We start from the raw sequence: 23,994 nt of genomic DNA on the forward strand, positions 1-23,994 counted from the left end.
AGGACGTCCTAGTAAATGTCGATGGGAGACCGCCGCACGCTGCTCCGTACGGCGGTGAGACGCGTTACGCGACGGCGGGGGCTTCCTCCGCGATCCTGCCCTCCAGCTCGCGGCTGATCCTGCGCTCCACGAAGAACGCGGCGGTGGGGACGGTCCCGGCGAGCAGCACCCAGAGCTGCTTCTTGACCGGCCACTTCGCCTTGGAACCGAGGTCGAAGGCGAAGATCAGGTAGACGACGTACAGCCATCCGTGGGCGATGCTGACCACCTGCGTGAAGTCGGCCGCGCCACCCATGTCGAGCACGTACTTGCCGATCATGCCGAAGGTCAGCGCGACGAGGAGAACACCGGTGACGTAGGCCATGACCCGGTAGCGGGTCAGCACGCTCTTCTTCATGGACACGAGCGTAACGGCCCGTTCCGGGAGATCTTGGCGGGGGTCGGTCCCCCTTCTTCCCGGGGAGGACGGGCGACGACGACACGTTCCTCCGCGCCGCTTCCCCCGGCCCGAGCGCCGAAGGAGCCTCAGCCGGTCAGCGCGTCCGCGGTCTGGGTGAGGTGTCGGACCAGGAGCCCGGCCGCGGTGTCGGCGTCGCGGGCGAGCACCGCCTCCTCCAGTCGGCGATGCTCCAGAGCCCCGTCCCGGCCCGGGTTGCGGCGCGTCGACCAGCGGCGGGCCAGCTCGCTCGCGGTCCACATGCGGTCGAAGGTCTGGAGCAGGACGGGGTTTCCGCAGCCCTCCAGGAGGGTGCGATGGAAGACCCGGTGGGCTTCGGACCACGCGCGGCTGTAGTGCTCGCCCTCCTCCGGCACGAACGCCGGGGTGCGGGCCAGGCGGTGGTGGGCGGCGCGCACGCGGGCCTCCCAGTCGACGTCGCCGCGCTCGATGGACATGCGCAGCACGACCGGTTCGACGGTCCGGCGGGCCTCGGCGACCTCCTGCCAGCGACGGTCGGAGACGGCCGGGACGGCGAAGCCGCGGTTGGGCAGCCGGTCGGCGAGCCCCTCGCCGACCACCCGCACGAGCGCCTCGCGCACGACGGCCAGACTCACACCCTGCTCCTTGGCGAGGTCCTGCGGCTTGAGGGCGTCACCGGGAGCGTGGTCGCCGCGCATGATCGCGTCCCGCAGATGTGCGTAGACCTGCTCGGAAAGCATCTGCTTCCCGGACGGAGCCGGAGTGTGAGCCGTACCAGTCATGCCCTCAGCATAGACGATCGATTCAATAATCGATTATTAGTGTTACTGTCGATTCAGTGGTCGCGGACTTCGCCGGCACCGTTCCGTCGACTCCGCGGACCCGATGGCCGGGCGCACCACCACCGCCTCGGCACACCATCCCGAAAGGAACGTCGCGATGAGCGCCAACGACCCCTTCGCCCGCCTCCCCGAGGCGGCATCGTTCACCGTCACCAGCACCACCGTCGCCGACGGGGCCGCATGGCCCGCCGAGCAGCACGCCTCCGGCCTGCCCGGCGGGAAGGACGTCTCCCCCCAGCTGTCCTGGAGCGGCGCCCCGGACGGCACCAGGAGCTACGCCGTCACCGTCTACGACCCCGACGCCCCCACCGGATCCGGGTTCTGGCACTGGGCGGTCGCCGACATCCCCGCCACCGTCACCGAGCTGCCCGAGGGCGCCGGCGACGACGACGGCTCGGGGCTGCCCGAGGGCGCCTTCCAGCTGCCCAACGACGCCCGTTCGGCCCGCTACATGGGTGCCGCGCCGCCGGCCGGGCACGGCCCGCACCGCTACTTCGTCGTGGTGCACGCCCTCGACGTCGCCTCCGTCGGCGTCCCCGCCGACGCCACCCCGGCCGTCCTCGGCTTCACCATGGCCAGCCACACCCTCGGCCGCGCGGTACTGACCGTCACCGCTGAGACGCCCGCCTGACGACCGGCGTGTCCCGGCTCATCGACGCCACCGAGGTATACCTCCGCACCGTCCTGGAACTCGAGGAGGAAGGCGTGGTCCCCCTGCGCGCCCGCATCGCCGAGCGTCTTGGGCGGAGCGGCCCGACGGTCAGCCAGACCGTCGCCCGCATGGAGCGCGACGGCCTGCTGCGCGTGGCCGGCGACCGGCACCTCGAGCTGACCGACGAAGGCCGCCGGCTGGCCACGCGTGTCCTGCGCAAGCACCGTCTGGCGGAGTGTCTGCTCCTCGACGTGGTCGGGCTGGAACGGGAACAGGCGCACGCCGAAGCCTGCCGCTGGGCACACGTGATCAGCGAGGCCGTCGAACGCCGCGTCCTGGAACTGCTGCGGCACCCGACGCACTCGCCGTACGGCAGCCCGATACCGGGCCTGGCGGAGCTCGGTGAGGAAAGCGCCGCGGACGCGCTCCCCGACGGCACCACGGTCGGCCCCAGCGACCTGGAGACCGGACCGGACGGCGTACGCACGGTCGCGCGCCGCACGGGGGAGCCGGCGCGGACCGACTCCCGGTCGACGCACGCCCTGCGGCACGCCGGAGTGCGGCCCGGCAGACTCGTGCGCGTGACGTCGTCGCCCGGCGGCGTGACGGTCGGCGGTGGGTGGACGACCACCGAACCCCCCACACCGACCACCGCACACGTCTTCGTGGCCAGATCCTGACTCCAGCAGGACACCGGCCCGTTGCCGTGCCCGCGCAGGCGCGAGGGCGTTCCCCGGTCACGATGGTGACCGGGAAACGCCCTCGTCCGCGGCAGCCGTTCGCCAGTGCGTCTCGCCTTCGGGGTGCCGACCACGCCGAAGCAAGAGAATCGTCAGCCGCCGAGGCGGCGACTGGTGATCAGCGGGTGGCGCCCTCCGGCCACAGGACCCGCACCGGTGTGCCGCCCCGCTCCGCGTACGAGACCACGTCCGCGGTGCCACCGAAGCCCCATGCGGGCTTGCCGTCCCACACCGCGAGGAGTTCGTCGGACAGTCCCACGAGGATCTCCGAGCCTTTCATGTGCGCCTCGGACGTCGACTCGCCCATGCCGGTCTCGTGGACGTCGGACGCCTGCCCCAGCAGGGCGTCATAGGTGGCACGGTGCCACTCCGGGAGGGCGTCGCGGTACCCGGCCGCCGGAATGACCACCTCAAGACGGCCGCCGTGCTTCACCACGGCTTCGGCGAACCAGGCGTCGGGACCGTCCGCGATGCACGAGACGCCGACCAGCTCGGCGGCGTCGTAGGCGCTCACCGCCTCGACGAGCATCTCCCGCACGCGCCGCTCCACGTCCGCGCCGAGTCCACGATGACCGGTGATCCCCACCCGCATGCCTGTCCTCCTACAGATGGGCGCCGTGCGGGCGCTCGTCGAAGTCGCGCACCACCTTGGGCGGCGCGCCGGCCGTGAGGGTACGGCGCACAGCGCGGGCCCGGCAGGACCACGACCGGTGACTCAGCCATTCCTGTGGCAGTTCCTGGCCGGGTTCGTCGAGCCGGTACGTCTGGCCCTCGGGGGTGATGGTCACGCCGAAGCGTTCGCGCGTGGGGGCCCTGGGACTCGAACCACTCGTATGCGTGTTCCGTTGTGTCCCACACCTCGCGGGACCGCTCTGGTGGACGGTGCCGTCTTCGACGTGCGCCCACGATCCGTCGCTGGTCCGCATGCGGTGGCCAGTGACGGTACCGCCACTCGTCTCCCGGGCTTCGCCGGCCTCGCCTACGACGAGGGAGTGCACGAAGAAGAACTCAGGATCACGATCGTGGCCTGGATCGAGCGGGCCCTCCAGGTCGCGTGACCGGACCTGTCACCCGAACCTGCGTCAGACCCGTAGGTCCCTTTTGCCGGGTGGATATGCGAGATCGTCATTGCTGGATAGAGTCGCCCCGTTACAACTGGTTGTGGGGACAACCAGAGTGCCATGGGGAGGGCATGCAGCATATGAGTCGTCGTTCTCAAGGCTTGGTCGGCGTCTGGGCTGAGATGCAGAGGCAGCAGCAGCGCCAGGTGGAGGCCGACGCCAGGCGACGGAGACAAGAAGCGCAACAAGCGCGTGCCTACCAGCGGCGAGCAGCCCAGAGTCACCGTGAGTACATGCAGGCAGAGGCACTGCGTCGCACCGAAGAACTGGACGCACAGGTTGCGTCGCTGCAAGGTCTCCTCGCCTCGGGTTGTCAGGCTCCGGCCTTCAGTGCTTCCTCCCTCATGCGTCCTGAAGAGGTCCGGCCGTTCGCCCCGGGGCCATTGGCGCAGCCCGTGCCCATGCCGAACTTCGATCATTACCAAGTGCAGAGCGGATGGACCGCCAGTCGCCGAGCACAGGCGCAGGCCGAAGCCCGGGCGCGCTTCGAGCGGGACTGGCACGCGGCCCAGGCGGCTGATGCGCAACGACAGCAGCAGTTGGCGGCGTACCAGCGGGAGTACCAGCAGTGGGCTGATGCCCAGCTGGCCGAGGTGCGGCGGCACAACGCCGACATCGTCGAGCTGACCGAGGGGGTGAGACGCCGCGATCCCGACGCTGTGGTCGAGTACTTCTCCGCTGCTCTCTACGCGTCGACCGCGTGGCCGGAGGGTTTCCCACGCCAGGTGACGGCGGCCTACGACTCGGCAGCCGGACAGCTGGTGCTGGATTGGGAGCTGCCCGCTTACAGCATCGCCCCCGAGGCCAAATCCGTTCGGTACATGTACGCGGCTGACCAGTACAAGGAGAGTCCCCGGCCGGTAACTCAGCGTCGGGCTCTTTACCGGGAGGTTCTCGCGCAATGCACATTGCTCGTCCTGCACGAACTCTTCGCCGCGGATGAACTGGGTGCACTCGAGTCAGTGACCTTGAACGGATTCGTGGACGGGCATGACCCCACGACGGGCCGGCCGGGCCACATCTACCTGGCAACCGTCATGACTCCGCGCTCGACGTTCCGCGAGCTGCACTTGGCACAGGTGGACGCCTGCAGCTGCCTGGCCGACGCACTGCGCGGGCAGCTCTCGACCCGTCCCGACCAGCTCACTCCGGTACGGCCGAGCCGTCGGCCGCAGGAGGTCGGGAACCGTGTCGTCACGCATGGCAGTGACGAGGAACCCGACCTGTACGAGATGGATCCGATCGCCTTCGAGAACCTCGTTGCCGATCTCTTCCGGGCCATGGGAATGCAGGCCGTCACCACCCAGCGCTCGAACGACGGCGGGGTGGACGTCGACGCACTTGATCCGGCACCCATCCGAGGCGGCAAGATCGTCGTGCAGGTGAAGCGCTACCGCAACACCGTGCCGCCCACCGCTGTGCGTGACTTGTACGGGACCGTACAGGACGTCGGCGCCAACAAGGGCGTCCTCGTGACGACGTCACGGTTCGGCCCTGGCTCACACACCTTCGCCAACGGCAAGCCGCTGGAACTGATCCCGGGATCCGAACTCGTCGACCTGCTGCATCGTCATGGGCTCCGTGGACGCCTGGGCGATGGTGCCCGTCGATCTGCCGCGCAGTCGGCGCCGACGGTTCCGGACACTCGACTGCCCGACGACTACAACGTCCTGGGCATGTCGTGGACCGGAAGCGTCGCCCTGGACGTGTGCGCTCTCGTCTGTCACGGCGACCGCGTCCTCAGCGACGATCACTTCGTCTTCTTCAACAACCCACAGACACCGGACGGCTCCGTGCGCGCCCTTCCCGCCACCGCGCCCGACAAAGCCGCAATCTGTGTCTCCTTCGACACGTTGCCGGACGAGGCCGACCGGTTCGTACTCGTGGCCGCCATCGACCCGGAGGTCAACCCGAACGCGGACCTCTCGGGCTTCACGGACGCGTGCATCCGTCTGCTCGACCCGAGGCTGGCCGAGCTGGGACGGCTGGAGGTCTCCGACGGCCGGCCAGGCGAAACCGCATTGGTGCTCGGCTCCTTCCGCCGCAGGTCGAACGGGGACTGGGACTTCGTCTTGGGCGGCAGGGGCTACACGGGCGGCCTGGAGGAACTCGTTCAGGATTTCGGCATCGAGGTGGAGTAGAACCAGGGCTCAGGGTCCCGGTACCGCTGCACTGGCCGGATCCACGAGCGAGGCTTGATGACCCACGTCAAGCCGTGTTCATGAGCCCTTTCTGCCAGAGGTCCATCACCGCTCGGACAGAAACGCCGCTCCCTTCAGAGCAGGCTCTCGTCATCCTCCGGCCGCAGGAGGTGTCTGCGCCCGCCTCGAAGAAGAATCGCAGGCAGTGGGTCATGCGGCATCCTCCCAGGCGTCCGTGGATATGGCGCGGGTGGGACCCGTGTCCTGTCGACGGCTGAGCATCATGCCCCACCGCCTGGACGCGCGAGAAGGGAGACCGCCCGGCAGGGGCCAGTCTCGCGTCAGGGCGCGTAGTAAGCGGCGTGCCGGGCGGCGTGTACTTCGACGGAGAAGCCTTCGAAGTCGCCGGCTGCCTCACAGAGGTTCAGTCGTCGCAGCGCCGCGCCGGCGTCGGGTGAGCACTGTTCCGACAGATACGCCTTGGTCCCGGGCAGCCCGCTTCCGCACAGCAACTGGATGTCGATCGAGCAGTCGGCGTCCATACTGGCGGTCTTGGCCTGCCAGATGAGCAGCACGTCGTCCAGACTCCCGGCGTTGAACAACTGAACGCAGCACAGTCTCATCAGCTCCGTGTCCCCGTCGCCCTGCGCACGCTTCTCCAGCCGGGCACGCTCGGTGAGCAGACTCCGAACCTCCTCGATGTCCACCCCTACGGGGTACAGGCCGTATCGGCGCAGGTTCTCGTCCTCGTCCATCGCCGTCCTTTCTCACTGGGAGCGGTCAAGTGTCGCCGTTCCCCGTGTCCACAGGGAGAGGTCGCTGCTCGTCGCCACGGCGATGGTCTGTCCGGAGGGCGAGAAACCGGCTGCTCGAAGTTCGGAATAGTTCGAGTGGAAGATGTGCCACCACTGCTCTCCGTGCGAACCGGCGTGGGGCAGCCCGCCGTCGCGGGACAGCAGGACACGGTCGTTCGGCCAGGCCGGAGCGACGACCTCCAAGGTCCAGCCGTCATCGGTGGTGGTGTGCAGCCCTCCGCCGAAGAGCCCCGCAATGCGCACACGACTCCCGGCGATCGGCCCCAGCCCCGGACAGGACAGATCGGCAATCGCGTCGGGGGTGCTGTCCTCGGGGTCGGGGTCGCGATCCCTGGCGATCTTCTCTCCGGTGACGGCGTCGAAGAGACCGTGCCCGTCGGAGGAGACGACCATCACCAGATCGTGGCCACTGTCGGGGTGCGTCGCGAAGCCGACCCCGAGCAGCCCACCGACAGGAACGCCGTACGTGTACTCGAAGACAGGCTGCCAGGGCTCAGGAGCGGGCACCACGGGGGCCGCGAGAAGCCGGTCCCGCATCGTCTGCTGGTACGCCGAGAGGCCGGGCTCACGCTCCGGCTGTTCGACCGGAGCCGCCTTCTTCGTCCGCTTCATCACAGCTCCATGATCCGCATTCCGGCAGGCTCGTCGTCCCGTCTCAGTGAAGGCGAACCACGTCGAGGCCGTGACCAGTGATGGGTCATCCTGAGTGAGACGGGGTGCGGCCTGGCGTCTCACTCAACCTGGGAATCGCATGCCCTGTGCTGCTTCGCACTCGGCAGCGAACTCGTCGAGGAGCTCGAACAGGACCTTGATCGCGTGCTCTTCGTCCTCAGGCGGAAGGTTCCAGACGTCTTCCCCGCCGTGTGGGAGGGCGATGTGGAGGACCTGGCCGGGCCAGGCGTGGTTGCAGCCGCGTCCGCGACGGGCGACGAGCCAGTCGTGCCAGCCGGTGAGCCCGCGTCCACCATGCCGGAGAGCATGCTGGTCATAGCCGGTCAGGAAAGCGGTCAGCATGTGGAACGAGGTCTTGCCGACGAACATGCCAGGGCGTTGGCCGACGCAGGCGAAGTACTCGCGATCAGTCATCTCCGGGAGGGGCTTCACGCATCCGCACCCTTCTCGTCACTGGCACTGTCGTCCAGTGCTGGACGAAGCCTGCTGCGGGCTGCTTCCAGACGTTCGGCATAGTCCGCCGCAAAGATCCCCGGTAGCGACTTGTCGAGCGTTCCAGCAATGCGGTGAAGGGGCGCCCAGACCGCCGCGTCGTCGACGAGACGACTGAGGTCCGTCATCTGCACCTGCTCCAGCCAGTCCGACAGGACCAGTGCCTCATCCGGGGTGAGTTTGATGATGATCTCCGGATTCTCCACCCCTCGAACATAGTCCGTCGGCCGTGCGTTGTCAGAGGTGCCCGGCACAGTGCCGCTGTGGGCATCGATTCCTTCTGGGAGCTCATCGAGGAGTGTCGGCGTCAGGGACGGAACCGGGACGGACGGCTCACGTGGCTGCGTGGCGAATTGTCGCGACGGCCGCTTGCTGAGGTCGTGCAGTTCCAGGTGTGCTTGGACGAGGTGACGCACGAAGCGTTCACGCCCAGCGGCTCGCCGAACACCGCCAGCAGAGCATCGGCCACCGGCTTCCGCCGGATCCTGGGATGCCGGTAGCCGGACGGCCACCGCAAATTCTCCGCCGACACCGGGTCCGGAACCCCGGCCTGTTCGTAGCCCCAGCCGACCCGGGCGCAGGCCTCGGCCGCCGTACCACCAAGACAACCGGAACGGCTGCGAGGCCACCGCCACCACATTCGGGTCGGCGTCCAGCCGCATCAGATGCCCGAGTTCCACCCACGACTCGTAGCCCACCAGCTCGGAGCAGGTCGCCGCCCGGTACCAGCCCGAGAAGTTCCGCCGCCCCCCGGTGCGACGGGAACACACGCACCTGCGCAGCCGCCTCGAACCGGGCTCGCCGCATCACCTCAAGCGGCCCACCGCGGGACTCACCCTGGGCATCGACATACTCAAGCCAGAAGTCCTCAGCCTCCACCAGGCACCCCCACTCAGCGCTGACCAGGTGGAACGACCGTAGAGAGCCGGGTGCGGCGGCGGGTCGGAAAGAGCGAGACAGATCAACAGATGGCCAAGGTCACCTGAGACAGGTGGCCAGATGGTTCAGACAGACCGAGACCGGTCCGCTTTTAGCGAGACACATCACTCGTCCAACGGAGTTGACGCAGACCGGCGTTCAAGCACGTGCCTTCGCAGTCTGTGAACGCGGCCTGACGACCCACGTCATCCGGCCCCGCTTCCACGCCGCCGGGAAACGGCTGATACTTGGGTTCTTCCACGGGGAACAGGGCGGGCACAACGTTTCGTGCGCGGCGTTGCCGAGGGTGCTCAGCGGAGGCGCCGTCCCGTTCTCACTCCTCCTCGAAGTCCCCCGCCGCCAGCCGCAGCGGTCGGAGCATCGCGAAGAGTTCGCCGCACTCCTCGGCGTCGTACGCGCCCAGGCCGAAGTCCATGGCCATCAGGTCGCGGGTGGCGGACTCGACCACCTCGCGGCCCTTGTCGGTGATGGTCGCGAGGGTGCCGCGGCCGTCGTTGGGGTTGGGGCGCTTGGCGACCAGACCCGAGCGCACCAGGCGGTCCACGGTGTTCGTCACCGACGTGGGGTGCACCATGAGCCGCTCGCCGATCTTGGACATCGGCAGCTCGCCCGACTTGGAGAAGGTCAGCAGCACCAGCGCCTCGTACCGCGCGAACGTGAGCCCGTACGGCTTGACCACCGCGTCCACCTCGGCCAGCAGGATCTGCTGCGCACGCATGATCGAGGTGATCGCGGCCATCGACGGCACGTTTCCCCAGCGCTGCTTCCAGAGCTCGTCGGCGCGGGCGATGGGATCGAACGAGAGACTGAGCGGCTTCGGCACGGACCAGACCCTACCGGCCGGTCATATGTCGGTCAGCCCTGTCTCACTCATCGGTATCTCCGCGTACGACGGTCCGGCGGGACCGTTCGCAGTGGCGCGTGAACGGCCGTCAGCGCAGGACGTAACTCCCCGCCCCCAGAACCGTACGCAGGCGGCCCTCCTCCCGGAGGGCGACGACGGCCTTCTGGACCGTCGACTGTGTCACCCCGTACTCCGCTGCCAGCGTGACCGTACCGGGGAAGCGCTCACCAGGCTCCCACTCGCCGGCGTCCAGACGTCGGCGGAGGTCTGCGGCCACCTGGGGCCAGACGGGAACGGCGCGATCAAGTTCCATGCCTCCAGCGTCCGCGGGAATGCGGATACGAGCTACCGCGTAAACGCGTAACCGCGTAAGGTCGTCACCGTAAGTACCCCGGCGACCGCGCGAACGGCCCCGGGGCGTGGCCGACGCTACGAAGGAGCGACGACATGCACGACACTACCCAGCTTCGACGCCTGCCCTGGCGAGAGGGCGACCGGCCTGTGTTCGTCCCACCGGGCGACGGGATCGTCAACCGGCTGGCCGACGTCCTGGAGGCCGAACTGATCGAGACGGCACGAGCCGACGCCGCTCGGGCACGGGGCCTGGCCGAGGACACCGGGGCAACCCAGCCGGAGCTGAGGACCGCCCTGCGCTTCGTCGCGCACTCCGTCGAGGAAGCGGTCCTGGTCGCGGTCCTGCGCGGTGAGCGGCTGGGGATGGACGGCCCTGAGCCGTCAGGTGGTGGACAGGCGGACGAGTCCGGCCGATAGCAGCGGGCGGCGGACACAGAAAGAGACCCGGTGGATGTGCCGGATAGTCCGGTACATCCACCGGGTCTCGGGTGGACACCGTCCACCGCCCACAGTCACTCGGCCAGATGCCTTTCGACGGTCTCCACCTTGGACGTGAGACCGTCCTCCACACCCGGGCGGATGTCCGCCTTGAGGACCAGGGAGACGCGCGGTGCGCGTGCCTCCACCGCGGCCACGGCGCGCTTGACCACGTCCATGACCTCGTCCCAGTCGCCCTCGATCGAGGTGAACATCGCGTCGGTGCGGTTCGGGAGGCCGGATTCGCGGACCACGCGCACGGCGTCGGCGACGTACTCCCCCACGTCCTCGCCGACGCCGAGCGGGGTCACCGAGAAGGCGACGATCACGCGCCCACGACCCCCTCGTTACGGGCGCGGGAGGCGATCACCGCGTCCTCGGCCTCGCGCTTGAGGCGGCGGTCGGCGAAGAAGCCGCCGGTGGGCAGGACCGACATCAGGAAGTAGAAGGCGGCGGTGCCAAGCGACCACTTGGCGCGGTTCCAGGCGTCGGCCCAGAAGAGCACGTAGAGGACGAAGAGGAAGCCGTGGACCGCGCCCATCACCGGGACGGCGTTGAAGTCCGTGGTCCGCTTGAGGACCGAGCAGACGAGCAGCAGCAGGAACGAGATCGCTTCGGGGCCCGAGACCAGGCGGAGGCGGCGGAGGGCGGAGGCGGTCTTGATGTCCACGGGTCACCTTCGGTGGGAGAGACGTCGGCGTCTACGGGTCGGACGGCTTGTGAACGGACGCACAAGCGCCCCGCCATTGTGGCAAACGCCGTCCGCGATCACCGGAGGGGGTCCCGCGCGTCCCGTAGGGGGCCGGTCGGGGTGCGACTCCACCCTCGGGATCTGTCGGTGGGGGCGAAGGTGCGGCTACCGTCGCAAGCGTGGCGATGTTCCGACTTCAGAGCAGCAAGGTGCTCGCCGTCGACATGACCGGGGACGCCGTGAAGGCGAAGAACGGCTCCATGGTCGCGTACGACGGTGAGATGGCCTTCAAGAAGCTCAGCGGTGGTGGGGAGGGGCTGCGGGGGATGGTGACCCGTAGGCTCACGGGCGAGCAGATGACACTGATGGAGGTGAAGGGGCACGGGACCTGCTTTTTCGCGGACCGGGCCTCCGAGATCAATCTGGTGGGCCTGCAGGGGGACAAGCTGTACGTGGAGTCCAGCAACCTGCTGGCGACCGACGGCGGGCTGCGCACCGGGACCACGTTCACGGGGATGCGCGGGGCCTCGCAGGGCAACGGGCTGTTCACGACGACGGTCGAGGGGCACGGCCAGGCGGCGATCATGTCGGACGGGCCGGCGGTGCTGCTCCGGGTCAGCCCGCAGTACCCGCTGACGGTCGACCCCGGCGCCTATGTGGCCCACCAGGGGAACCTGCGGCAGTCCTTCCAGTCGGGTGTGACCTTCCGCACGCTGCTGGGCGAGGGCGGCGGCGAGGCCTTCCAGATCCGGTTCGAGGGCGACGGGCTGGTCTACGTGCAGCCCAGTGAGCGGAACACGATCGCGGGGGACGTGTGACATGGGCTTCCGGGAGATCAACGCGAAGATGATCGAGGCGACCGTGTCGCCGGGTCAGCGGCTGTTCAGTCAGCGCGGCGCGATGCTCGCGTACAAGGGGGAGGTCAGCTTCACCCCGAACATGGCGGGCGGCCAGGGCGGGGTGATGTCGATGATCGGGCGGCGGGTGGCCGACGAGGACACGCCCCTGATGACCGTGGAGGGCAGCGGCACCGTGCTGTTCGGGCACGGCGGCCACCACATCCAGGTGATCGACCTCGCCGGGGACACGCTGTACGTCGAGGCCGACCGGCTGCTGGCCTTCGAGGGCACGCTGGAGCAGGGCACGGTGTTCCTCGGCTCGCAGGGCGGGGTGATGGGCATGGTGCGGGGGCAGGTCTCCGGGCAGGGGCTGTTCACCACCTCGCTGAAGGGGCACGGCTCCGTCGCCGTGATGGCCCACGGAGGGGTGATCGAGGTCCCGATCACCCCGCAGCGGCCGGTGCACGTCGACCCGCAGGCCTACGTCGCCCACCATGGCGACGTCCGCAACAAGCTGTCGACCGCCCTCGGCTGGCGGGACATGGTGGGCCGCGGCTCCGGCGAGGCCTTCCAGTTGGAGCTGAGCGGCAGCGGTGCCGTGTACGTCCAGGCGTCCGAGGAGAAACTGTGAGCGGCACTGTCCACGACCCGATGACGCTGCCGTCCGACGACAACGTCGACGCCTACACCTTCTGCGTGGAGCTCAAGGGCACCCAGTGGTTCATGCAGAAGGGGAAGATGATCGCCTACTACGGTTCGATCGAGTTCAACGGGATCGGGCACGGGCGACTCGACCGACTTGTCCGTACGTCGTTCCATTCGCCACTGCACGCGAGCGACTGGGTCGTGGCGGAGGGCTCGGGCAAGATGCTCCTCGCCGACCGGGCCTTCGATGTGAATTCGTACGACCTCGAGGACGGCAACCTGACCATTCGCTCGGGCAACCTCCTCGCTTTTCAGCCAAGTCTCGCGCTCAAGCAGTCGATCGTGCCGGGTTTTCTGACGCTGATCGGAACCGGAAAGTTCGTGGCCGCCTCCAACGGCCCGGTGGTGTTCATGGAACCTCCCATCCGGGTGGATCCGCAGGCGCTGGTCGGATGGGCGGACTGCCCCTCCCCGTGCCACCACTACGACCACGGTTACATGACCGGCCTGATGGGCGGTCTACGTGCGATGACGGGCCTCGGCGGGGCCTCCGGCGAGGAGCACCAGTTCGAGTTCGTGGGGGCGGGCACCGTACTGCTCCAGTCGTCCGAGACGTTGATGGCGGAGCAGGCCACGGGGGTGACTCCGAACGAGCCGGGGGTGCCCGGCGGCGGGGTTCCGGGTGGCCACGGGCAGGGGGCGGGCACACCGCGCCTTCCCGGACAGCTCGGAGACCTCCAGCGTCGCTTCGGGCTGTGAGCGGTAATGTGCGGGGTGTGACATCGAACGCCTGAGCACGGTGTCACACGGAAGCCTTATTAGTTCGCCATTCAACTTTCTTAGGTAGACTTCATTCATGGAGACCGAGACGGCCACCCGCTGGCTGACCAATGCGGAGCAGTGCGCCTGGCGCACCCACCTGGAGGTCAACAGGCTGTTGACGTACCAGCTCGAGAAGGATCTGCAGCCGTTCGGCCTGACGATGAACGATTACGAGATCCTGGTGAACCTGTCCGAGTCGGAGGACCGGCGGATGCGGATGAGCGACCTCGCCTCCGCCACCATGCAGTCCAAGAGCCGCCTCTCGCACCAGATCACCCGCATGGAGAACGCGGACCTGGTCCGGCGGGAGAACTGCGAGTCCGACCGCCGCGGGCTGTACGCGGTCCTCACCGACCACGGCATGGAGACCATGCAGAAGGTCGCGCCGCACCACGTGGCGTCCGTGCGGCGGCACTTCATCGACCTGCTCTCCCCCGAGGCCCTCACCGAGCTCGACAAGGCCCTCAAGCCCATCGCCGAGCATCTGCGGGGGCAGCGGGGGCGCCACTGACGGCCCCCGGGCTCAGCGGGCGAGCGGCAGGCGGAGTTCGAAGAGGGCTCCGCCGTACGGCGCCGCGGACGCCGTGAGCGTCCCGCCGTGCCGTACGGCCACATCCCGCGCGATCGCCAGCCCCAGCCCCGCGCCACCGTCGTCGCGGCTGCGGGCGGCGTCCAGCCGTACGAACCGTTCGAAGATCCGCTCCCGGTCGGCCTCGGCCACACCCTCGCCGTCGTCGGCCACCTCCAGGACCGCCCAGTCGCCCTCCCGCCGTACGGTCACGGTGACCCGCTCGCGGGCGTGCCGCCGGCCGTTGTCCAGCAGATTGGCGAGCACCCGCCCCAGCTGCCCCCGCGATCCGGTCACCTCCGCCGGCTCCGCGTCCACCGTCACGCCCGTACGGCCCGCGGCCTCCTCGCGGGCCAGCGCGGACAGGTCGACCCGGGCGTCGGCGGGCCGCTCCCCCGCGTCAAGGCGGGCGAGCAGCAGCAGGTCGGCGGCGAGGTGCTGGAGCCGCACGGTGTCCTCGACGGCACCGTCCAGGTCGAGCAGTTCGGGGTGGGCGGCGGCCACCTCCAACTGGGTGCGCAGGGACGCGATCGGGCTGCGCAGCTCGTGCGAGGCGTCGGCGACGAACCTCCGCTGCCGCTCCACGGACGCCTCCAGCGCGGCCAGTGTCTCGTTGGTGGTGCGGGCGAGGCGGGCGATCTCGTCGTGCGTGGCCGGTTCGGGGACGCGGCGGGCGAGGTCCTCGGAGGCGGTGATCGCGGCCATCTCGCTCCGGATGCCCTCCACCGGGCGCAGGGCACGTCCGGTGACCAGCCAGGTCACCGCACCGACGACCGTCAGGAGCAGCGGGAAGCCGATGAGCATCGCGGTCAGCGCGGTCCGTACGGCGCTGTGTTCGGCGGCGAGGGGGGCGCCCGCGTGGACGGTGAGGCGGCCCCGGTCGTCGGTCGCCACCTCCACTGCGGCGAAGCGGTAGTCCTCGGTGTCGCCGTCGATGGTCGCCGAGCCGTTGCTGAAGGTGGTCTCGGCGGAGATCTCGCCGGGGGCGAGGGACTCACCGGAATCGTCGTCGGAGTCGTCCGAGTCGTCGCCGGAGTCGTCGTCATCGTCCGGCTTCGGCGGCTGCGGGGTCACGTCGGTCGTCGCCGTGCCGGTGATCCGTCGCAGGTCCTCGCTCGCCGCGACCAGTCGTCCGTCCTCGTCGACGATCTGCACCGGGCTGTCGTCTCCGTCCAGCCCCGACAGTCGGTCGTACGGCGTCCGGGCGGCGAGTTCGGAGGCGACCGCCCGCGCGGAGCGTTCCGCCTGGGTGCCCGCCTCGGCGGTCAGGTTGGAGCGCAGCGACAGCAGTACGGCGGTGCCGGCCGCGACGAGGGCGACCGCGACCACGAGGGTGGCGCCGAGCGTCGCCCGTGCGCGGACCGAGCCGAACAGGCGGCTCACGGCGCCGTCTCCAGGCGGTAACCGGCGCCGCGCACGGTACGGATGAGACCGGCGCGCAGTTTGCGGCGCAGGGAGCTGATGTAGACCTCGACGATGTTGGGGTCGCCCTCATAGGCGAAGTCCCAGACGTGTTCGAGGATGTCGGCCTTGGAGACCACCTCACCGGCCCGCAGCACCAGGTGTTCCAGGACCGAGAACTCCTTCGCGGTCAGGGCCACTTCGTCCTCCCCCAGGAAGACCCGGCGGGCGGCGGTGTCCACCTTGAGGTCGCCGTGCACATGGACCGGGGAGGCCCCGGCGCCCGGCCGGCGGCGCAGCAGCGCCTTGATCCTGGCGACGAGGACGACGTACGAGAACGGCTTGGTGAGGTAGTCGTCGGCGCCGGTGTCGAGGCCCTCGGCCTCGTCGTACTCGCCGTCCTTCGCCGTGAGCATCAGGATCGGCACGTCGTGGCCGGCGGCGCGCAGGGCGGCGCAGACCCGGTAGCCGTTCAGGCCGGGCAGCATGATGTCGAGGATCAGGAGGTCGTACGCGCCCTCCGTGGCCCGGTGCAGGCCCTCCCGGCCGTCGTGGACGACGTCCACGGCGTAGCCCTCGGCGGTGAGGCCCTTGGCGAGGGAGAGGGCTAGGCGTTTTTCGTCCTCCACGATCAGCAGGCGCATGCCGTAAGGGTCGCAAAACGAAGCTGAAGATCCCTTCAGGTGGGTTCAGGTTCCTTTCAGCGTCGGTCGGCGAGATTGAAGGCGTCGAAAACGAAGCGACTCGGGAGGAACTCGCATGAAGCGCAACATCGTGATCGCCGTCGTCACGGCCGCGGCCCTGGTCGGGGGCGGGGCGGCTACGGCCCTCGCGGTCTCGGGGGACGACGACGGGCCGGCGCCGGTGGCGCAGACGGAGAGCCGGGCGGGGGACGACGACCGTGACGAGCGTGCCGTCCCCAGTGGCGTGACCGCCGCCGACGCCATCGCCGCCGCGCTGAAGCACACGCCGGGTACGGCCGTCTCCGCCGAGCTGGACGACGACGATGACGACAACGGCGGCAAGGCGGTCTGGGAGGTCGACGTCCTCGGTGGCGGGGACACCTGGCACAGCGTGCGCGTCGATCCGGGCAGCGGGAAGGTCCTGGGCGCCTCGAAGGACGACGAGGACGACGCCGACGAGGTGCGGGCCGCGTTGAAGGGGGCGTCGGTGACGGCCGGGGAGGCCGCGGAGGCGGCTGCCGCCAAGGGGACGGTGACGTCGGTGGATCTGGACGACGACGATGACAAGGGGTGGGAGGCCGAGACGCGGGTCTCCTCCGGGGGTGAGCGGGACTGGCGGGTCGATCTGGGCAGTGGCTCCGTCACGGCCGACCGGGACGACGACGGGGGCGACTCGGACGACGACTGATCGTTTTCGCCCCCGCCGCCCCTTCCCGTCCCGTCCCCGGGGGCCGTGCCCCCGGACCCCCTTGTCCTCAAACGCCGGACGGGCTGGTTGGTGCCGGACGGGCTAGTTGGTACCGGACGGGCTGGTTGCGGTCAGGCCCTCCACCAGTTCGTCCGCCGCTCGGTACGGGTCCAGGTCGCCCGCGATGATGCGTTCCGCCAGGGCGTCCAGGCGGCGGTCGCCGTGGAGGTCGCCGATGCGTTCGCGGAGGGCCGTCACCGCGATGGTCTCGACCTCTCGGGAGGCTCGGGCCAGGCGGCGGGTCGTCAGGACGCCCCCCTCCTCCATCCAGGCGCGGTGCTTCTCCAGGGCCTCGACGACCTCGTCGACGCCCTCGCCCCGCGCGGCGACCGTCTTCACGATCGGCGGGCGCCAGTCGCCGGGGGCACGGGACTCGCCGAGGCCCAGCATGTGGTTCAGCTCGCGGGCGGTGGCGTCGGCGCCGTCGCGGTCGGCCTTGTTGACGACGTAGACGTCGCCGATCTCCAGGATTCCGGCCTTCGCCGCCTGGATGCCGTCGCCCATGCCGGGGGCCAGGAGCACCACCGACGTGTCGGCCTGGGAGGCGATCTCCACCTCCGACTGTCCTACGCCCACCGTCTCGACCAGGATCACGTCGCAGCCGGCCGCGTCCAGGACGCGGATGGCCTGGGGGGCGGCCCACGCCAGGCCGCCCAGGTGGCCGCGGGTGGCCATCGAGCGGATGTAGACGCCGGGGTCGGAGGCGTGCTCCGACATGCGGACGCGGTCGCCGAGCAGGGCTCCGCCGGAGAAGGGGGAGGACGGGTCGACGGCCAGGACGCCGACCCGCTTGCCCTGTTTGCGGTACGCGGTCACCAGGGCCGAGGTCGAGGTGGACTTGCCCACGCCCGGGGAGCCGGTCAGGCCGACCACGTACGCGTTCCCGGTCAGCGGCGCCAGGGCCGCCATGGCCTCCCTGAGCTGCGGGGACGCCCCCTCCACCAGGGAGATCAGCCGGGCCACGGCCCGTGGCCTGCCTTCCCTGGCCTGGGCGACCAGCGAGGAGACGTCCTGCATCACAGCTCCGTTCACGAGAGGAAAACCTGTAAAGAAACCGGCTCAGGCCTTGGGCACCCGCACGATCAGCGCGTCGCCCTGGCCGCCACCGCCGCACAGCGCCGCCGCGCCGACGCCGCCGCCGCGCCGCTTCAGCTCCAGCGCCAGGTGCAGTACGAGCCGGGCGCCGGACATCCCGATCGGGTGACCCAGCGCGATGGCACCGCCGTTGACGTTCACCTTTTCGGTGGAAACGCCCAGGTCCTTCATTGACTGCACGGCGACCGCGGCGAATGCCTCGTTGATCTCGATGAGGTCGAGGTCGGAGACCTCCAGGCCCTCCTTCTTCAGGGCGTGCCGGATCGCGTTGGACGGCTGCGACTGGAGGGAGTTGTCGGGACCGGCCACGTTGCCGTGGGCGCCGATCTCGGCGATCCACTCCAGGCCCAGCTCCTGCGCCTTGGCCTTGCTCATCACGACCACGGCCGCCGCGCCGTCCGAGATCTGCGAGGAGGTGCCCGCGGTGATCGTGCCGTCCTTGGCGAAGGCCGGGCGCAGCTTGCCGAGCGACTCGACCGTGGTGTCGCCGCGGATGCCCTCGTCCTTGCTGAACAGGACCGGGTCGCCCTTGCGCTGCGGGATCTCGACCGGGGTGATCTCGGCCTCGTAGACGCCGTTCTTCTGCGCGGCGGCGGCCCGCTGGTGGGACAGGGCGGCGATCTCGTCCTGCTCGGGGCGGGCGATGCCGAGGCGGGTGTTGTGCTTCTCCGTGGACTCGCCCATGGCGATGTTCTCGAAGGAGTCGGTCAGACCGTCGTACGCCATGGCGTCGAGCATCTGCACCGCGCCGTACTTGAAGCCCTCGCGGGACTTCGGGAGCAGGTGCGGGGCGTTGGTCATGGACTCCTGGCCGCCGGCGACGATCACGTCGAACTCGCCGGCGCGGATCAGCTGGTCGGCCAGGGCGATGGCGTCGAGGCCGGAGAGGCACACCTTGTTGACGGTGAGCGCCGGGACGTTCATCGGGATGCCGGCCTTGACGGCGGCCTGGCGGGCCGGGATCTGGCCCGCCCCGGCCTGGAGCACCTGGCCCATGATCACGTACTGGACCTGGTCGCCGCCGATGCCCGCACGGTCGAGGGCGGCCTTGATCGCGAAGCCGCCGAGGTCGGCTCCGGAGAAGGACTTGAGCGAACCGAGCAGCCGCCCCATGGGGGTGCGGGCGCCCGCGACGATGACGGAGGTCGTGCCGTTCGATGCGGAAGATGCCGAGGATGCGGAAGTCATGAGCTGCGGTCCCCTTCCGGCTGCACAGCCGAGGAGTGAACGAGGGTTTACTTCGAATGTACTGACGTGCGGTGGACCACGTCATCGTCCTTTCGGTGTGATCGCGCGCACGTTGCGTAACCGTCGTGGGAGCGCTGCACTGAATCCATGCTGACGCGAATCGACCACATCGGGATCGCCTGCTTCGACCTGGACAAGACCGTGGAGTTCTACCGGGCCACCTACGGCTTCGAGGTGTTCCACTCCGAGGTCAACGAGGAGCAGGGCGTGCGAGAGGCCATGCTCAAGATCAACGACACCTCCGACGGCGGGGCCTCCTACCTGCAGCTCCTGGAGCCGATCCGGGAGGACTCCACCGTCGCCAAGTGGCTGGCGAAGAACGGCGAGGGCGTCCACCACATCGCCTTCGGTACGGCGGATGTGGACGCGGAGGCCGCGGACATCAAGGACAAGGGCGTACGCGTTCTGTACGAAGAGCCCCGGCGCGGCTCCATGGGGTCACGGATCACCTTCCTGCACCCCAAGGACTGCCATGGCGTACTGACAGAACTGGTCACTTCGGCGTCCGTTGAGTCGTCCGGGCACTGACCCACGTACATAAGGGCCGGTAGGGTTGGGTCCGGTCGCCGCTCGATGCGTGGTGACCCAGTCCCGTCGTCTTTGGCGGCGGGATCGCCGGGGTCCGGTTTTCGGGGGGCGAGCGCGGGGCGGCAGCCCATGCTCCGCCGTTGATCTGACACCATTCCCCGGGGGCCCCGTTCGGCGGATGAACGGAGCTCGGCCAGACTTGCGACCAGGGGACGGATGGGACCGCGCAGTGCGGGGCTACGAGAGCCAGGAGCGAGAGCCGGCGGCTGACGTCGACCACCTCTCTCGGTTCGAAGCCGAGATGAAGCGGCTGAAGACCGAGCGGGAAAAGGCGATCCAGCACGCCGAGGACCTCGGCTACCAGGTCGAGGTGCTGCGCGCCAAGCTGCACGAGGCGCGGCGCACCATCATGTCCCGGCCCGCGTACGACGGCGGCGACATCGGCTACCAGGCCGAGCAGTTGCTGCGCAACGCGCAGGTGCAGGCCGACCAGCTCCGCGCGGACGCCGAGCGGGAGCTGAGCCAGGCGCGGGCGCAGACCCAGCGGATCCTCCAGGAGCACGCGGAGCAGGCGGCCCGGCTCCAGGCGGAGCTGCACCAGGAGGCGGTGACACGGCGCCAGCAGCTCGACCAGGAGCTGGCGGAGCGCCGGCAGACCGTCGAGTCGCACGTCAACGAGAACGTGGCGTGGGCGGAGCAGTTGCGCGCCCGCACCGAGCAGCAGGCCCGCCGGCTCCTCGACGAGTCCCGCGCGGAGACCGAGCAGGCGATGGCCGCCGCCCGCGCGGAGGCGGAGCGGCTGACGGCCGAGGCCCGGCAGCGGCTGCAGAGCGAGGCGGAGTCGGCCCGCGCGGAGGCCGAGCAGATCCTGCGCCGGGCCCGCGCGGACGCGGAGCGGCTGCTGAACGCGGCCTCGACGCAGGCGCAGGAGGCCACCGACCACGCCGAGCAGTTGCGGACGTCGACGGCCACCGAGTCGGAGTCCGCGCGCCGCCAGGCGCAGGAGCTCAGCAGGGCCGCCGAGGAGCGGATGGCGCAGGCCGAGTCCGCGCTGCGCGAGGCCCGCGCGGAGGCGGAGAAGGTGCTCGCCGAGGCGAAGGAGGCCGCCGCGAAGGCGCTCGCCTCCGCCGAGTCCGCCAACGAGACCCGTACGCGCACCGCCAAGGAGCAGGTGGCGCGGCTGGTCAGCGAGGCCACCAAGGAGGCGGAGACCACCAAGGCGGACGCCGAGCAACTGGTCGCGGACGCCCGCGCGGAGGCCGAGAAGATCGTCGCCGAGGCCTCCGAGAAGGCCCGCACGCTCACCGCCGAGGAGTCCGCCACCCAGCTCTCCAAGGCGGCCAAGACCGCCGAGGACGTGCTCAACAAGGCGGCCGAGGAGGCCAAGCGGACCACCAGGGCGGCGGCCGAGGAGGCCGAGCGGATCCGCGGCGAGGCCGAGGCCGAGGCGGACCGGCTGCGCGCCGAGGCGCACGACATCGCCGAGCAGCTCAAGGGCGCGGCGAAGGACGACACCAAGGAGTACCGCGCCAAGACGGTCGAGCTGCAGGAGGAGGCCCGCCGGCTGCGCGGCGAGGCCGAGCAGCTGCGCGCCGACGCGGTCGCCGAGGGCGAGAAGATCCGCGCGGAGGCCCGCAAGGAGGCCGTGGCGCAGATCGAGGAGGCGGCGAAGTCCGCCGAGGAGCTGCTCGCCAAGGCGAAGGCGGACGCCGACGAACTGCGCTCCACCGCGCAGAGCGACAGCGAGAAGGTCCGCACCGAGGCCATCGAGCGCGCCACGACGCTGCGCCGGCAGGCCGAGGAGACGCTGGAGCGCACCCGCCAGGAGGCCGAGCGGCACCGCGCGGAGGTCGTCGAGCAGGCCGACGCGCTCAAGGAGGACGCCGAGCGGGCCGCGCGCGAGCTGCGCGAGGAGACCGAGCGGGCCGTGGAGGCGCGCCGCGCGGAGGCCGCCGGGGAGCTGACGCGGCTGCACACGGAGGCCGAGGAGCGGCTCGCGTCGGCCGAGCAGGCGCTGAGCGACGCGCGTGAGGAGGCCGGCCGGATCCGCCGGGAGGCGTCCGAGGAGACCGAGCGGCTGCGCGCGGAGGCCGCCGAGCGGATCCGGACGCTGCGGCAGCAGGCGGAGGCGGAGGCCGAGCGGCTGCGTGACGAGGCCGCCGCGGACGCGTCGGCGTCCCGCGCGGAGGGCGAGTCCGTCGCCGTGCGGCTGCGGTCGGAGGCCGCGGCCGAGGCGGAGCGGCTGAAGTCGGAGGCGCAGGACAGCGCCGACCGGATGCGCGCGGAGGCGCAGGCCGCCGCCGAGCGGATCTCCGCGGAGGCCTCGGAGACGCTGGCCGCCGCGCAGGAGGAGGCCGCCCGGCGCCGCCGCGAGGCCGAGGAACTCCTCGGCGCGGCCCGGCAGGAGGCCGACCAGGAGCGCGAGCGGGCCCGCGAGCAGAGCGAGGAGCTGCTGGCGTCGGCGCGCACCCGCGTGGAGGAGGCGCAGGCCGAGGCCGTACGGCTGGTCGAGGAGGCCGACCGGCGTGCCACCGAGATGGTGTCGGCGGCCGAGCAGCACGCCCAGCAGGTGCGGGACTCCGTGGCGGGGCTGCACGAGCAGGCGCAGGAGGAGATCGCCGGGCTGCGCAGCGCCGCCGAGCACGCGGCGGAGCGCACCCGCCGTGAGGCCGAGGAGGAGGCGGACCGGGTCCGCTCCGACGCCTACGCGGAGCGGGAGCGGGCGAGCGAGGACGCGGGCCGGCTGCGGCGCGAGGCGCAGGAGGAGACGGAGGCCGCGAAGGCGCTGGCCGAGCGGACGGTGTCCGAGGCCATCGCGGAGGCCGACCGGATCCGTACGGACGTGTCCGAGCACGCCCAGCGGGTGCGCACGGAGGCGTCGGACGCGATCGCCGAGGCGGAGCAGGCCGCGGCGCGCACCCGGGCGGACGCCCGTGAGGACGCCAACCGGATCCGTTCGGACGCGGCGACGCAGGCGGACACCCTCATCACCGAGGCCCGCAGTGAGGCGGAGCGGCTCACCGACGACACCCTCGCGGAGAGCGAGCGGGTGCGCGCGGAGACGGCCGCCGAGGCCGAGCGGGTGCGGTCGGAGTCGGTGTCCAAGGCGGAGAAGCTGATCGCGGACGCCACCGGGGACGCGGAGCGGCTGCGGGCCGAGGCCGCGGAGACGGTCGGGTCGGCGCAGGCGCACGCGGAGCGGATGCGTCAGGAGGCCGAGCGGGTCAGGTCCGACGCGGAGTCGGAGGCCGAGCGGATGGTGTCCGCCGCGCGCGAGGAGGCGGAGCGGACGCTGGACGAGGCCCGCAAGGACGCCAACAAGCGGCGTTCCGAGGCGGCCGAGCAGGTGGACACGCTCATCACGGAGACCACCGCCGAGGCGGACAAGCTGCTCACCGAGGCGCAGCAGCAGGCGCTGAAGACGACGGCGGAGGCCGAGTCGCAGGCGGACACGATGGTCGGCGCGGCCCGCAGCGAGGCCGACCGGATCGTCGCCGAGGCGACCGTCGAGGGCAACTCGCGGGTGGAGAAGGCCCGTACGGACGCGGACGAGCTGCTGGTCGGCGCGCGCCGGGACGCCACGCAGATCAGGGAGCGCGCGGAGGAGCTGCGCGACCGGATCACCGGTGAGATCGAGGAGCTGCACGGGCGGGCCCGCCGTGAGGCGGCGGAGACGATGAAGTCGACGGGCGACCGCTGCGACGCGCTCATCAAGGCCGCCGAGGAGCAGCTCGCCAAGGCGGAGGCGAAGGCCAAGGAGATCGTCTCCGAGGCCAACTCCGAGGCCGGCAAGGTGCGTATCGCCGCCGTGAAGAAGGCCGAGGGTCTGCTGAAGGAGGCGGAGCAGAAGAAGGCCCGCCTGGTGAAGGAGGCCGAGGAGCTGAAGGCCGAGGCGGTCCGGGAGGCGCGGCGCACGGTCGAGGAGGGCAAGCGCGAGCTGGAGGTGCTGGTGCGGCGCCGCGAGGACATCAACGCGGAGATCTCCCGCGTGCAGGACGTGCTGGAGGCGCTGGAGTCCTTCGAGGCGCCGGGGGGCGCGAAGGACAACGGGGTCAAGGCGGGGGCCGCCGCGGGTGGTACCCGTACGGGTGGCAAGTCGGCGGAATAGCTGGCAAAGCGGACGAAATCCCTTGTAGGGTGAGGGCTTTGATCATGCTTTTGGCAAGCATTCCGGCGGCGAGCCACTCAAAAGGGGTGTCATTCTCCGTATCAAACGTGC

General features: G+C 70.4%; 29 protein-coding genes. 13 read left to right on the forward strand and 16 right to left on the reverse strand.

Annotation, left to right across the window (positions count from 1 at the left end; all coding sequences use genetic code 11):
• Positions 1-64 precede the first annotated feature (64 nt).
• Together ACZ62B_RS03950 and ACZ62B_RS03955 are read right to left on the reverse strand one after the other, a co-directional pair.
• Positions 65-397 (reverse strand): DUF3817 domain-containing protein, encoded by a 333-nt coding sequence (locus ACZ62B_RS03950; protein ID WP_469689234.1) that lies wholly within the window; start codon positions 395-397, stop codon positions 65-67.
• 128 nt (positions 398-525) lie between these two features.
• Entirely contained in the window at positions 526-1,200 is a 675-nt protein-coding gene (locus tag ACZ62B_RS03955) for a GntR family transcriptional regulator (RefSeq protein WP_469689235.1), read from the reverse strand.
• A 157-nt stretch (positions 1,201-1,357) separates the two neighbouring features.
• Between ACZ62B_RS03955 and ACZ62B_RS03960 the strand changes: the two genes are divergently transcribed.
• Together ACZ62B_RS03960 and ACZ62B_RS03965 are read left to right on the forward strand one after the other, a co-directional pair.
• Entirely contained in the window at positions 1,358-1,891 is a 534-nt protein-coding gene (locus ACZ62B_RS03960; RefSeq protein WP_469689236.1) for a YbhB/YbcL family Raf kinase inhibitor-like protein, read from the forward strand.
• Positions 1,892-1,899: 8 nt separating this feature from the next.
• Positions 1,900-2,592 (forward strand): metal-dependent transcriptional regulator, encoded by a 693-nt coding sequence (locus ACZ62B_RS03965; RefSeq protein ID WP_469689237.1) that lies wholly within the window; start codon positions 1,900-1,902, stop codon positions 2,590-2,592.
• 178 nt (positions 2,593-2,770) lie between these two features.
• Here the strand turns inward: ACZ62B_RS03965 and ACZ62B_RS03970 are convergent, their stop codons facing one another.
• Together ACZ62B_RS03970 and ACZ62B_RS03975 are read right to left on the reverse strand one after the other, a co-directional pair.
• Positions 2,771-3,244, reverse strand: a complete 474-nt coding sequence (locus ACZ62B_RS03970) for a hypothetical protein (RefSeq protein ID WP_469689238.1) — start codon at positions 3,242-3,244, stop codon at positions 2,771-2,773.
• Between the two features lie 10 nt (positions 3,245-3,254).
• On the reverse strand, positions 3,255-3,440 hold the full coding sequence (locus ACZ62B_RS03975) for a hypothetical protein (RefSeq protein WP_469689239.1): 186 nt from the start codon (positions 3,438-3,440) through the stop codon (positions 3,255-3,257).
• A gap of 141 nt (positions 3,441-3,581) precedes the next feature.
• Between ACZ62B_RS03975 and ACZ62B_RS03980 the strand changes: the two genes are divergently transcribed.
• On the forward strand, positions 3,582-3,710 hold the full coding sequence (locus tag ACZ62B_RS03980) for a hypothetical protein (protein ID WP_469689240.1): 129 nt from the start codon (positions 3,582-3,584) through the stop codon (positions 3,708-3,710).
• A 143-nt stretch (positions 3,711-3,853) separates the two neighbouring features.
• Positions 3,854-5,914 (forward strand): restriction endonuclease, encoded by a 2,061-nt coding sequence (locus tag ACZ62B_RS03985; protein WP_469689383.1) that lies wholly within the window; start codon positions 3,854-3,856, stop codon positions 5,912-5,914.
• Between the two features lie 341 nt (positions 5,915-6,255).
• On the opposite strand, the gene ACZ62B_RS03990 is transcribed toward ACZ62B_RS03985, so the two are convergent.
• The 4 genes from ACZ62B_RS03990 to ACZ62B_RS04005 all read right to left on the reverse strand — a co-directional run bounded on the left by ACZ62B_RS03990 (position 6,256) and on the right by ACZ62B_RS04005 (position 8,099).
• Entirely contained in the window at positions 6,256-6,669 is a 414-nt protein-coding gene (locus ACZ62B_RS03990) for a hypothetical protein (RefSeq protein WP_469689241.1), read from the reverse strand.
• Between the two features lie 12 nt (positions 6,670-6,681).
• On the reverse strand, positions 6,682-7,341 hold the full coding sequence (locus ACZ62B_RS03995) for a hypothetical protein (protein ID WP_469689242.1): 660 nt from the start codon (positions 7,339-7,341) through the stop codon (positions 6,682-6,684).
• 123 nt (positions 7,342-7,464) lie between these two features.
• Positions 7,465-7,815, reverse strand: coding sequence for a hypothetical protein (locus ACZ62B_RS04000; RefSeq protein ID WP_469689243.1), 351 nt, complete (start codon positions 7,813-7,815; stop codon positions 7,465-7,467).
• A gap of 14 nt (positions 7,816-7,829) precedes the next feature.
• On the reverse strand, positions 7,830-8,099 hold the full coding sequence (locus ACZ62B_RS04005) for a hypothetical protein (RefSeq protein ID WP_469689244.1): 270 nt from the start codon (positions 8,097-8,099) through the stop codon (positions 7,830-7,832).
• 57 nt (positions 8,100-8,156) lie between these two features.
• Here ACZ62B_RS04005 and ACZ62B_RS04010 point away from each other — a divergent pair, with 57 nt between their 5' ends.
• Entirely contained in the window at positions 8,157-8,393 is a 237-nt protein-coding gene (locus ACZ62B_RS04010; protein WP_469689245.1) for a DUF4240 domain-containing protein, read from the forward strand.
• Between the two features lie 752 nt (positions 8,394-9,145).
• Here the strand turns inward: ACZ62B_RS04010 and ACZ62B_RS04015 are convergent.
• Both ACZ62B_RS04015 and ACZ62B_RS04020 read right to left on the reverse strand, forming a co-directional pair.
• A complete protein-coding gene (locus tag ACZ62B_RS04015; protein WP_344568621.1) occupies positions 9,146-9,655 on the reverse strand; it encodes a MarR family winged helix-turn-helix transcriptional regulator in 510 nt (169 codons plus the stop codon).
• Positions 9,656-9,764: 109 nt separating this feature from the next.
• Positions 9,765-9,989 carry a GntR family transcriptional regulator gene (locus tag ACZ62B_RS04020; protein ID WP_344568630.1) on the reverse strand — a complete coding sequence of 75 codons (225 nt, stop codon included), beginning with the start codon at positions 9,987-9,989 and terminating at the stop codon, positions 9,765-9,767.
• Positions 9,990-10,123: 134 nt separating this feature from the next.
• Here ACZ62B_RS04020 and ACZ62B_RS04025 point away from each other — a divergent pair, with 134 nt between their 5' ends.
• Positions 10,124-10,447: a hypothetical protein gene (locus ACZ62B_RS04025; protein WP_344568632.1), complete on the forward strand. Its 324-nt coding sequence runs from the start codon at positions 10,124-10,126 to the stop codon at positions 10,445-10,447.
• Positions 10,448-10,542: 95 nt separating this feature from the next.
• Here ACZ62B_RS04025 and ACZ62B_RS04030 read toward each other — a convergent pair whose 3' ends face one another.
• Both ACZ62B_RS04030 and ACZ62B_RS04035 read right to left on the reverse strand, forming a co-directional pair.
• Entirely contained in the window at positions 10,543-10,836 is a 294-nt protein-coding gene (locus ACZ62B_RS04030; protein WP_344568634.1) for an MTH1187 family thiamine-binding protein, read from the reverse strand.
• On the reverse strand, positions 10,833-11,177 hold the full coding sequence (locus tag ACZ62B_RS04035; protein ID WP_073932533.1) for a DUF3817 domain-containing protein: 345 nt from the start codon (positions 11,175-11,177) through the stop codon (positions 10,833-10,835). The genes ACZ62B_RS04030 and ACZ62B_RS04035 overlap by 4 nt, the downstream gene beginning before the upstream one ends.
• Positions 11,178-11,383: 206 nt before the next feature.
• Here ACZ62B_RS04035 and ACZ62B_RS04040 point away from each other — a divergent pair, with 206 nt between their 5' ends.
• The 4 genes from ACZ62B_RS04040 (at position 11,384) to ACZ62B_RS04055 (ending at position 14,015) form a co-directional block, all read left to right on the forward strand.
• On the forward strand, positions 11,384-12,016 hold the full coding sequence (locus ACZ62B_RS04040; RefSeq protein ID WP_344569131.1) for an AIM24 family protein: 633 nt from the start codon (positions 11,384-11,386) through the stop codon (positions 12,014-12,016).
• A 1-nt stretch (position 12,017) separates the two neighbouring features.
• Positions 12,018-12,668: an AIM24 family protein gene (locus tag ACZ62B_RS04045; protein ID WP_344568638.1), complete on the forward strand. Its 651-nt coding sequence runs from the start codon at positions 12,018-12,020 to the stop codon at positions 12,666-12,668.
• Between the two features lie 20 nt (positions 12,669-12,688).
• Complete coding sequence (locus tag ACZ62B_RS04050) at positions 12,689-13,441, forward strand: AIM24 family protein (RefSeq protein WP_344569133.1); 753 nt, start codon at positions 12,689-12,691, stop codon at positions 13,439-13,441.
• Between the two features lie 97 nt (positions 13,442-13,538).
• A complete protein-coding gene (locus ACZ62B_RS04055) occupies positions 13,539-14,015 on the forward strand; it encodes a MarR family winged helix-turn-helix transcriptional regulator (RefSeq protein ID WP_085571453.1) in 477 nt (158 codons plus the stop codon).
• Positions 14,016-14,027: 12 nt separating this feature from the next.
• Here the strand turns inward: ACZ62B_RS04055 and ACZ62B_RS04060 are convergent, their stop codons facing one another.
• Together ACZ62B_RS04060 and ACZ62B_RS04065 are read right to left on the reverse strand one after the other, a co-directional pair.
• Positions 14,028-15,455: a sensor histidine kinase gene (locus tag ACZ62B_RS04060; RefSeq protein WP_469689246.1), complete on the reverse strand. Its 1,428-nt coding sequence runs from the start codon at positions 15,453-15,455 to the stop codon at positions 14,028-14,030.
• Positions 15,452-16,117 (reverse strand): response regulator transcription factor, encoded by a 666-nt coding sequence (locus ACZ62B_RS04065; RefSeq protein ID WP_344568649.1) that lies wholly within the window; start codon positions 16,115-16,117, stop codon positions 15,452-15,454. Before ACZ62B_RS04065 ends, ACZ62B_RS04060 begins: the two co-directional genes overlap by 4 nt.
• Positions 16,118-16,232: 115 nt before the next feature.
• Between ACZ62B_RS04065 and ACZ62B_RS04070 the strand changes: the two genes are divergently transcribed.
• Positions 16,233-16,844: a PepSY domain-containing protein gene (locus ACZ62B_RS04070; RefSeq protein ID WP_469689247.1), complete on the forward strand. Its 612-nt coding sequence runs from the start codon at positions 16,233-16,235 to the stop codon at positions 16,842-16,844.
• A gap of 102 nt (positions 16,845-16,946) precedes the next feature.
• Here the strand turns inward: ACZ62B_RS04070 and meaB are convergent, their stop codons facing one another.
• On the reverse strand, positions 16,947-17,921 hold the full coding sequence (meaB, locus tag ACZ62B_RS04075; RefSeq protein ID WP_469689248.1) for a methylmalonyl Co-A mutase-associated GTPase MeaB: 975 nt from the start codon (positions 17,919-17,921) through the stop codon (positions 16,947-16,949).
• A 42-nt stretch (positions 17,922-17,963) separates the two neighbouring features.
• The gene (locus ACZ62B_RS04080) at positions 17,964-19,187 is read right to left on the reverse strand and encodes an acetyl-CoA C-acetyltransferase (protein ID WP_469689249.1); all 1,224 of its coding nucleotides are present in this window, start codon (positions 19,185-19,187) and stop codon (positions 17,964-17,966) included.
• A gap of 147 nt (positions 19,188-19,334) precedes the next feature.
• Here ACZ62B_RS04080 and mce point away from each other — a divergent pair, with 147 nt between their 5' ends.
• A complete protein-coding gene (gene mce / locus ACZ62B_RS04085) occupies positions 19,335-19,775 on the forward strand; it encodes a methylmalonyl-CoA epimerase (RefSeq protein ID WP_344568674.1) in 441 nt (146 codons plus the stop codon).
• Between the two features lie 229 nt (positions 19,776-20,004).
• Positions 20,005-23,883: a polarized growth protein Scy gene (gene scy, locus ACZ62B_RS04090; RefSeq protein ID WP_468719282.1), complete on the forward strand. Its 3,879-nt coding sequence runs from the start codon at positions 20,005-20,007 to the stop codon at positions 23,881-23,883.
• Positions 23,884-23,994 lie beyond the last annotated feature (111 nt).

Source organism: Streptomyces sp. NPDC053426 (assembly GCF_055585405.1).

What these genes read in the sequence shown, in the direction of transcription:
- ACZ62B_RS03950 (WP_469689234.1), bottom strand. Translation starts at nt 397, where the DNA reads ATGAAGAAGAGCGTGCTGACCCGCTACCGGGTCATGGCCTACGTCACC.
- ACZ62B_RS03955 (WP_469689235.1), bottom strand. Translation starts at nt 1,200, where the DNA reads ATGACTGGTACGGCTCACACTCCGGCTCCGTCCGGGAAGCAGATGCTT.
- ACZ62B_RS03960 (WP_469689236.1), top strand. Translation starts at nt 1,358, where the DNA reads ATGAGCGCCAACGACCCCTTCGCCCGCCTCCCCGAGGCGGCATCGTTC.
- ACZ62B_RS03970 (WP_469689238.1), bottom strand. Translation starts at nt 3,244, where the DNA reads ATGCGGGTGGGGATCACCGGTCATCGTGGACTCGGCGCGGACGTGGAG.
- ACZ62B_RS03985 (WP_469689383.1), top strand. Translation starts at nt 3,854, where the DNA reads ATGAGTCGTCGTTCTCAAGGCTTGGTCGGCGTCTGGGCTGAGATGCAG.
- ACZ62B_RS03990 (WP_469689241.1), bottom strand. Translation starts at nt 6,669, where the DNA reads ATGGACGAGGACGAGAACCTGCGCCGATACGGCCTGTACCCCGTAGGG.
- ACZ62B_RS03995 (WP_469689242.1), bottom strand. Translation starts at nt 7,341, where the DNA reads ATGAAGCGGACGAAGAAGGCGGCTCCGGTCGAACAGCCGGAGCGTGAG.
- ACZ62B_RS04000 (WP_469689243.1), bottom strand. Translation starts at nt 7,815, where the DNA reads ATGACTGATCGCGAGTACTTCGCCTGCGTCGGCCAACGCCCTGGCATG.
- ACZ62B_RS04020 (WP_344568630.1), bottom strand. Translation starts at nt 9,989, where the DNA reads ATGGAACTTGATCGCGCCGTTCCCGTCTGGCCCCAGGTGGCCGCAGAC.
- ACZ62B_RS04025 (WP_344568632.1), top strand. Translation starts at nt 10,124, where the DNA reads ATGCACGACACTACCCAGCTTCGACGCCTGCCCTGGCGAGAGGGCGAC.
- ACZ62B_RS04040 (WP_344569131.1), top strand. Translation starts at nt 11,384, where the DNA reads ATGTTCCGACTTCAGAGCAGCAAGGTGCTCGCCGTCGACATGACCGGG.
- ACZ62B_RS04045 (WP_344568638.1), top strand. Translation starts at nt 12,018, where the DNA reads ATGGGCTTCCGGGAGATCAACGCGAAGATGATCGAGGCGACCGTGTCG.
- ACZ62B_RS04050 (WP_344569133.1), top strand. Translation starts at nt 12,689, where the DNA reads ATGACGCTGCCGTCCGACGACAACGTCGACGCCTACACCTTCTGCGTG.
- ACZ62B_RS04055 (WP_085571453.1), top strand. Translation starts at nt 13,539, where the DNA reads ATGGAGACCGAGACGGCCACCCGCTGGCTGACCAATGCGGAGCAGTGC.
- ACZ62B_RS04065 (WP_344568649.1), bottom strand. Translation starts at nt 16,117, where the DNA reads ATGCGCCTGCTGATCGTGGAGGACGAAAAACGCCTAGCCCTCTCCCTC.
- ACZ62B_RS04070 (WP_469689247.1), top strand. Translation starts at nt 16,233, where the DNA reads ATGAAGCGCAACATCGTGATCGCCGTCGTCACGGCCGCGGCCCTGGTC.
- meaB (WP_469689248.1), bottom strand. Translation starts at nt 17,921, where the DNA reads ATGCAGGACGTCTCCTCGCTGGTCGCCCAGGCCAGGGAAGGCAGGCCA.
- ACZ62B_RS04080 (WP_469689249.1), bottom strand. Translation starts at nt 19,187, where the DNA reads ATGACTTCCGCATCCTCGGCATCTTCCGCATCGAACGGCACGACCTCC.
- mce (WP_344568674.1), top strand. Translation starts at nt 19,335, where the DNA reads ATGCTGACGCGAATCGACCACATCGGGATCGCCTGCTTCGACCTGGAC.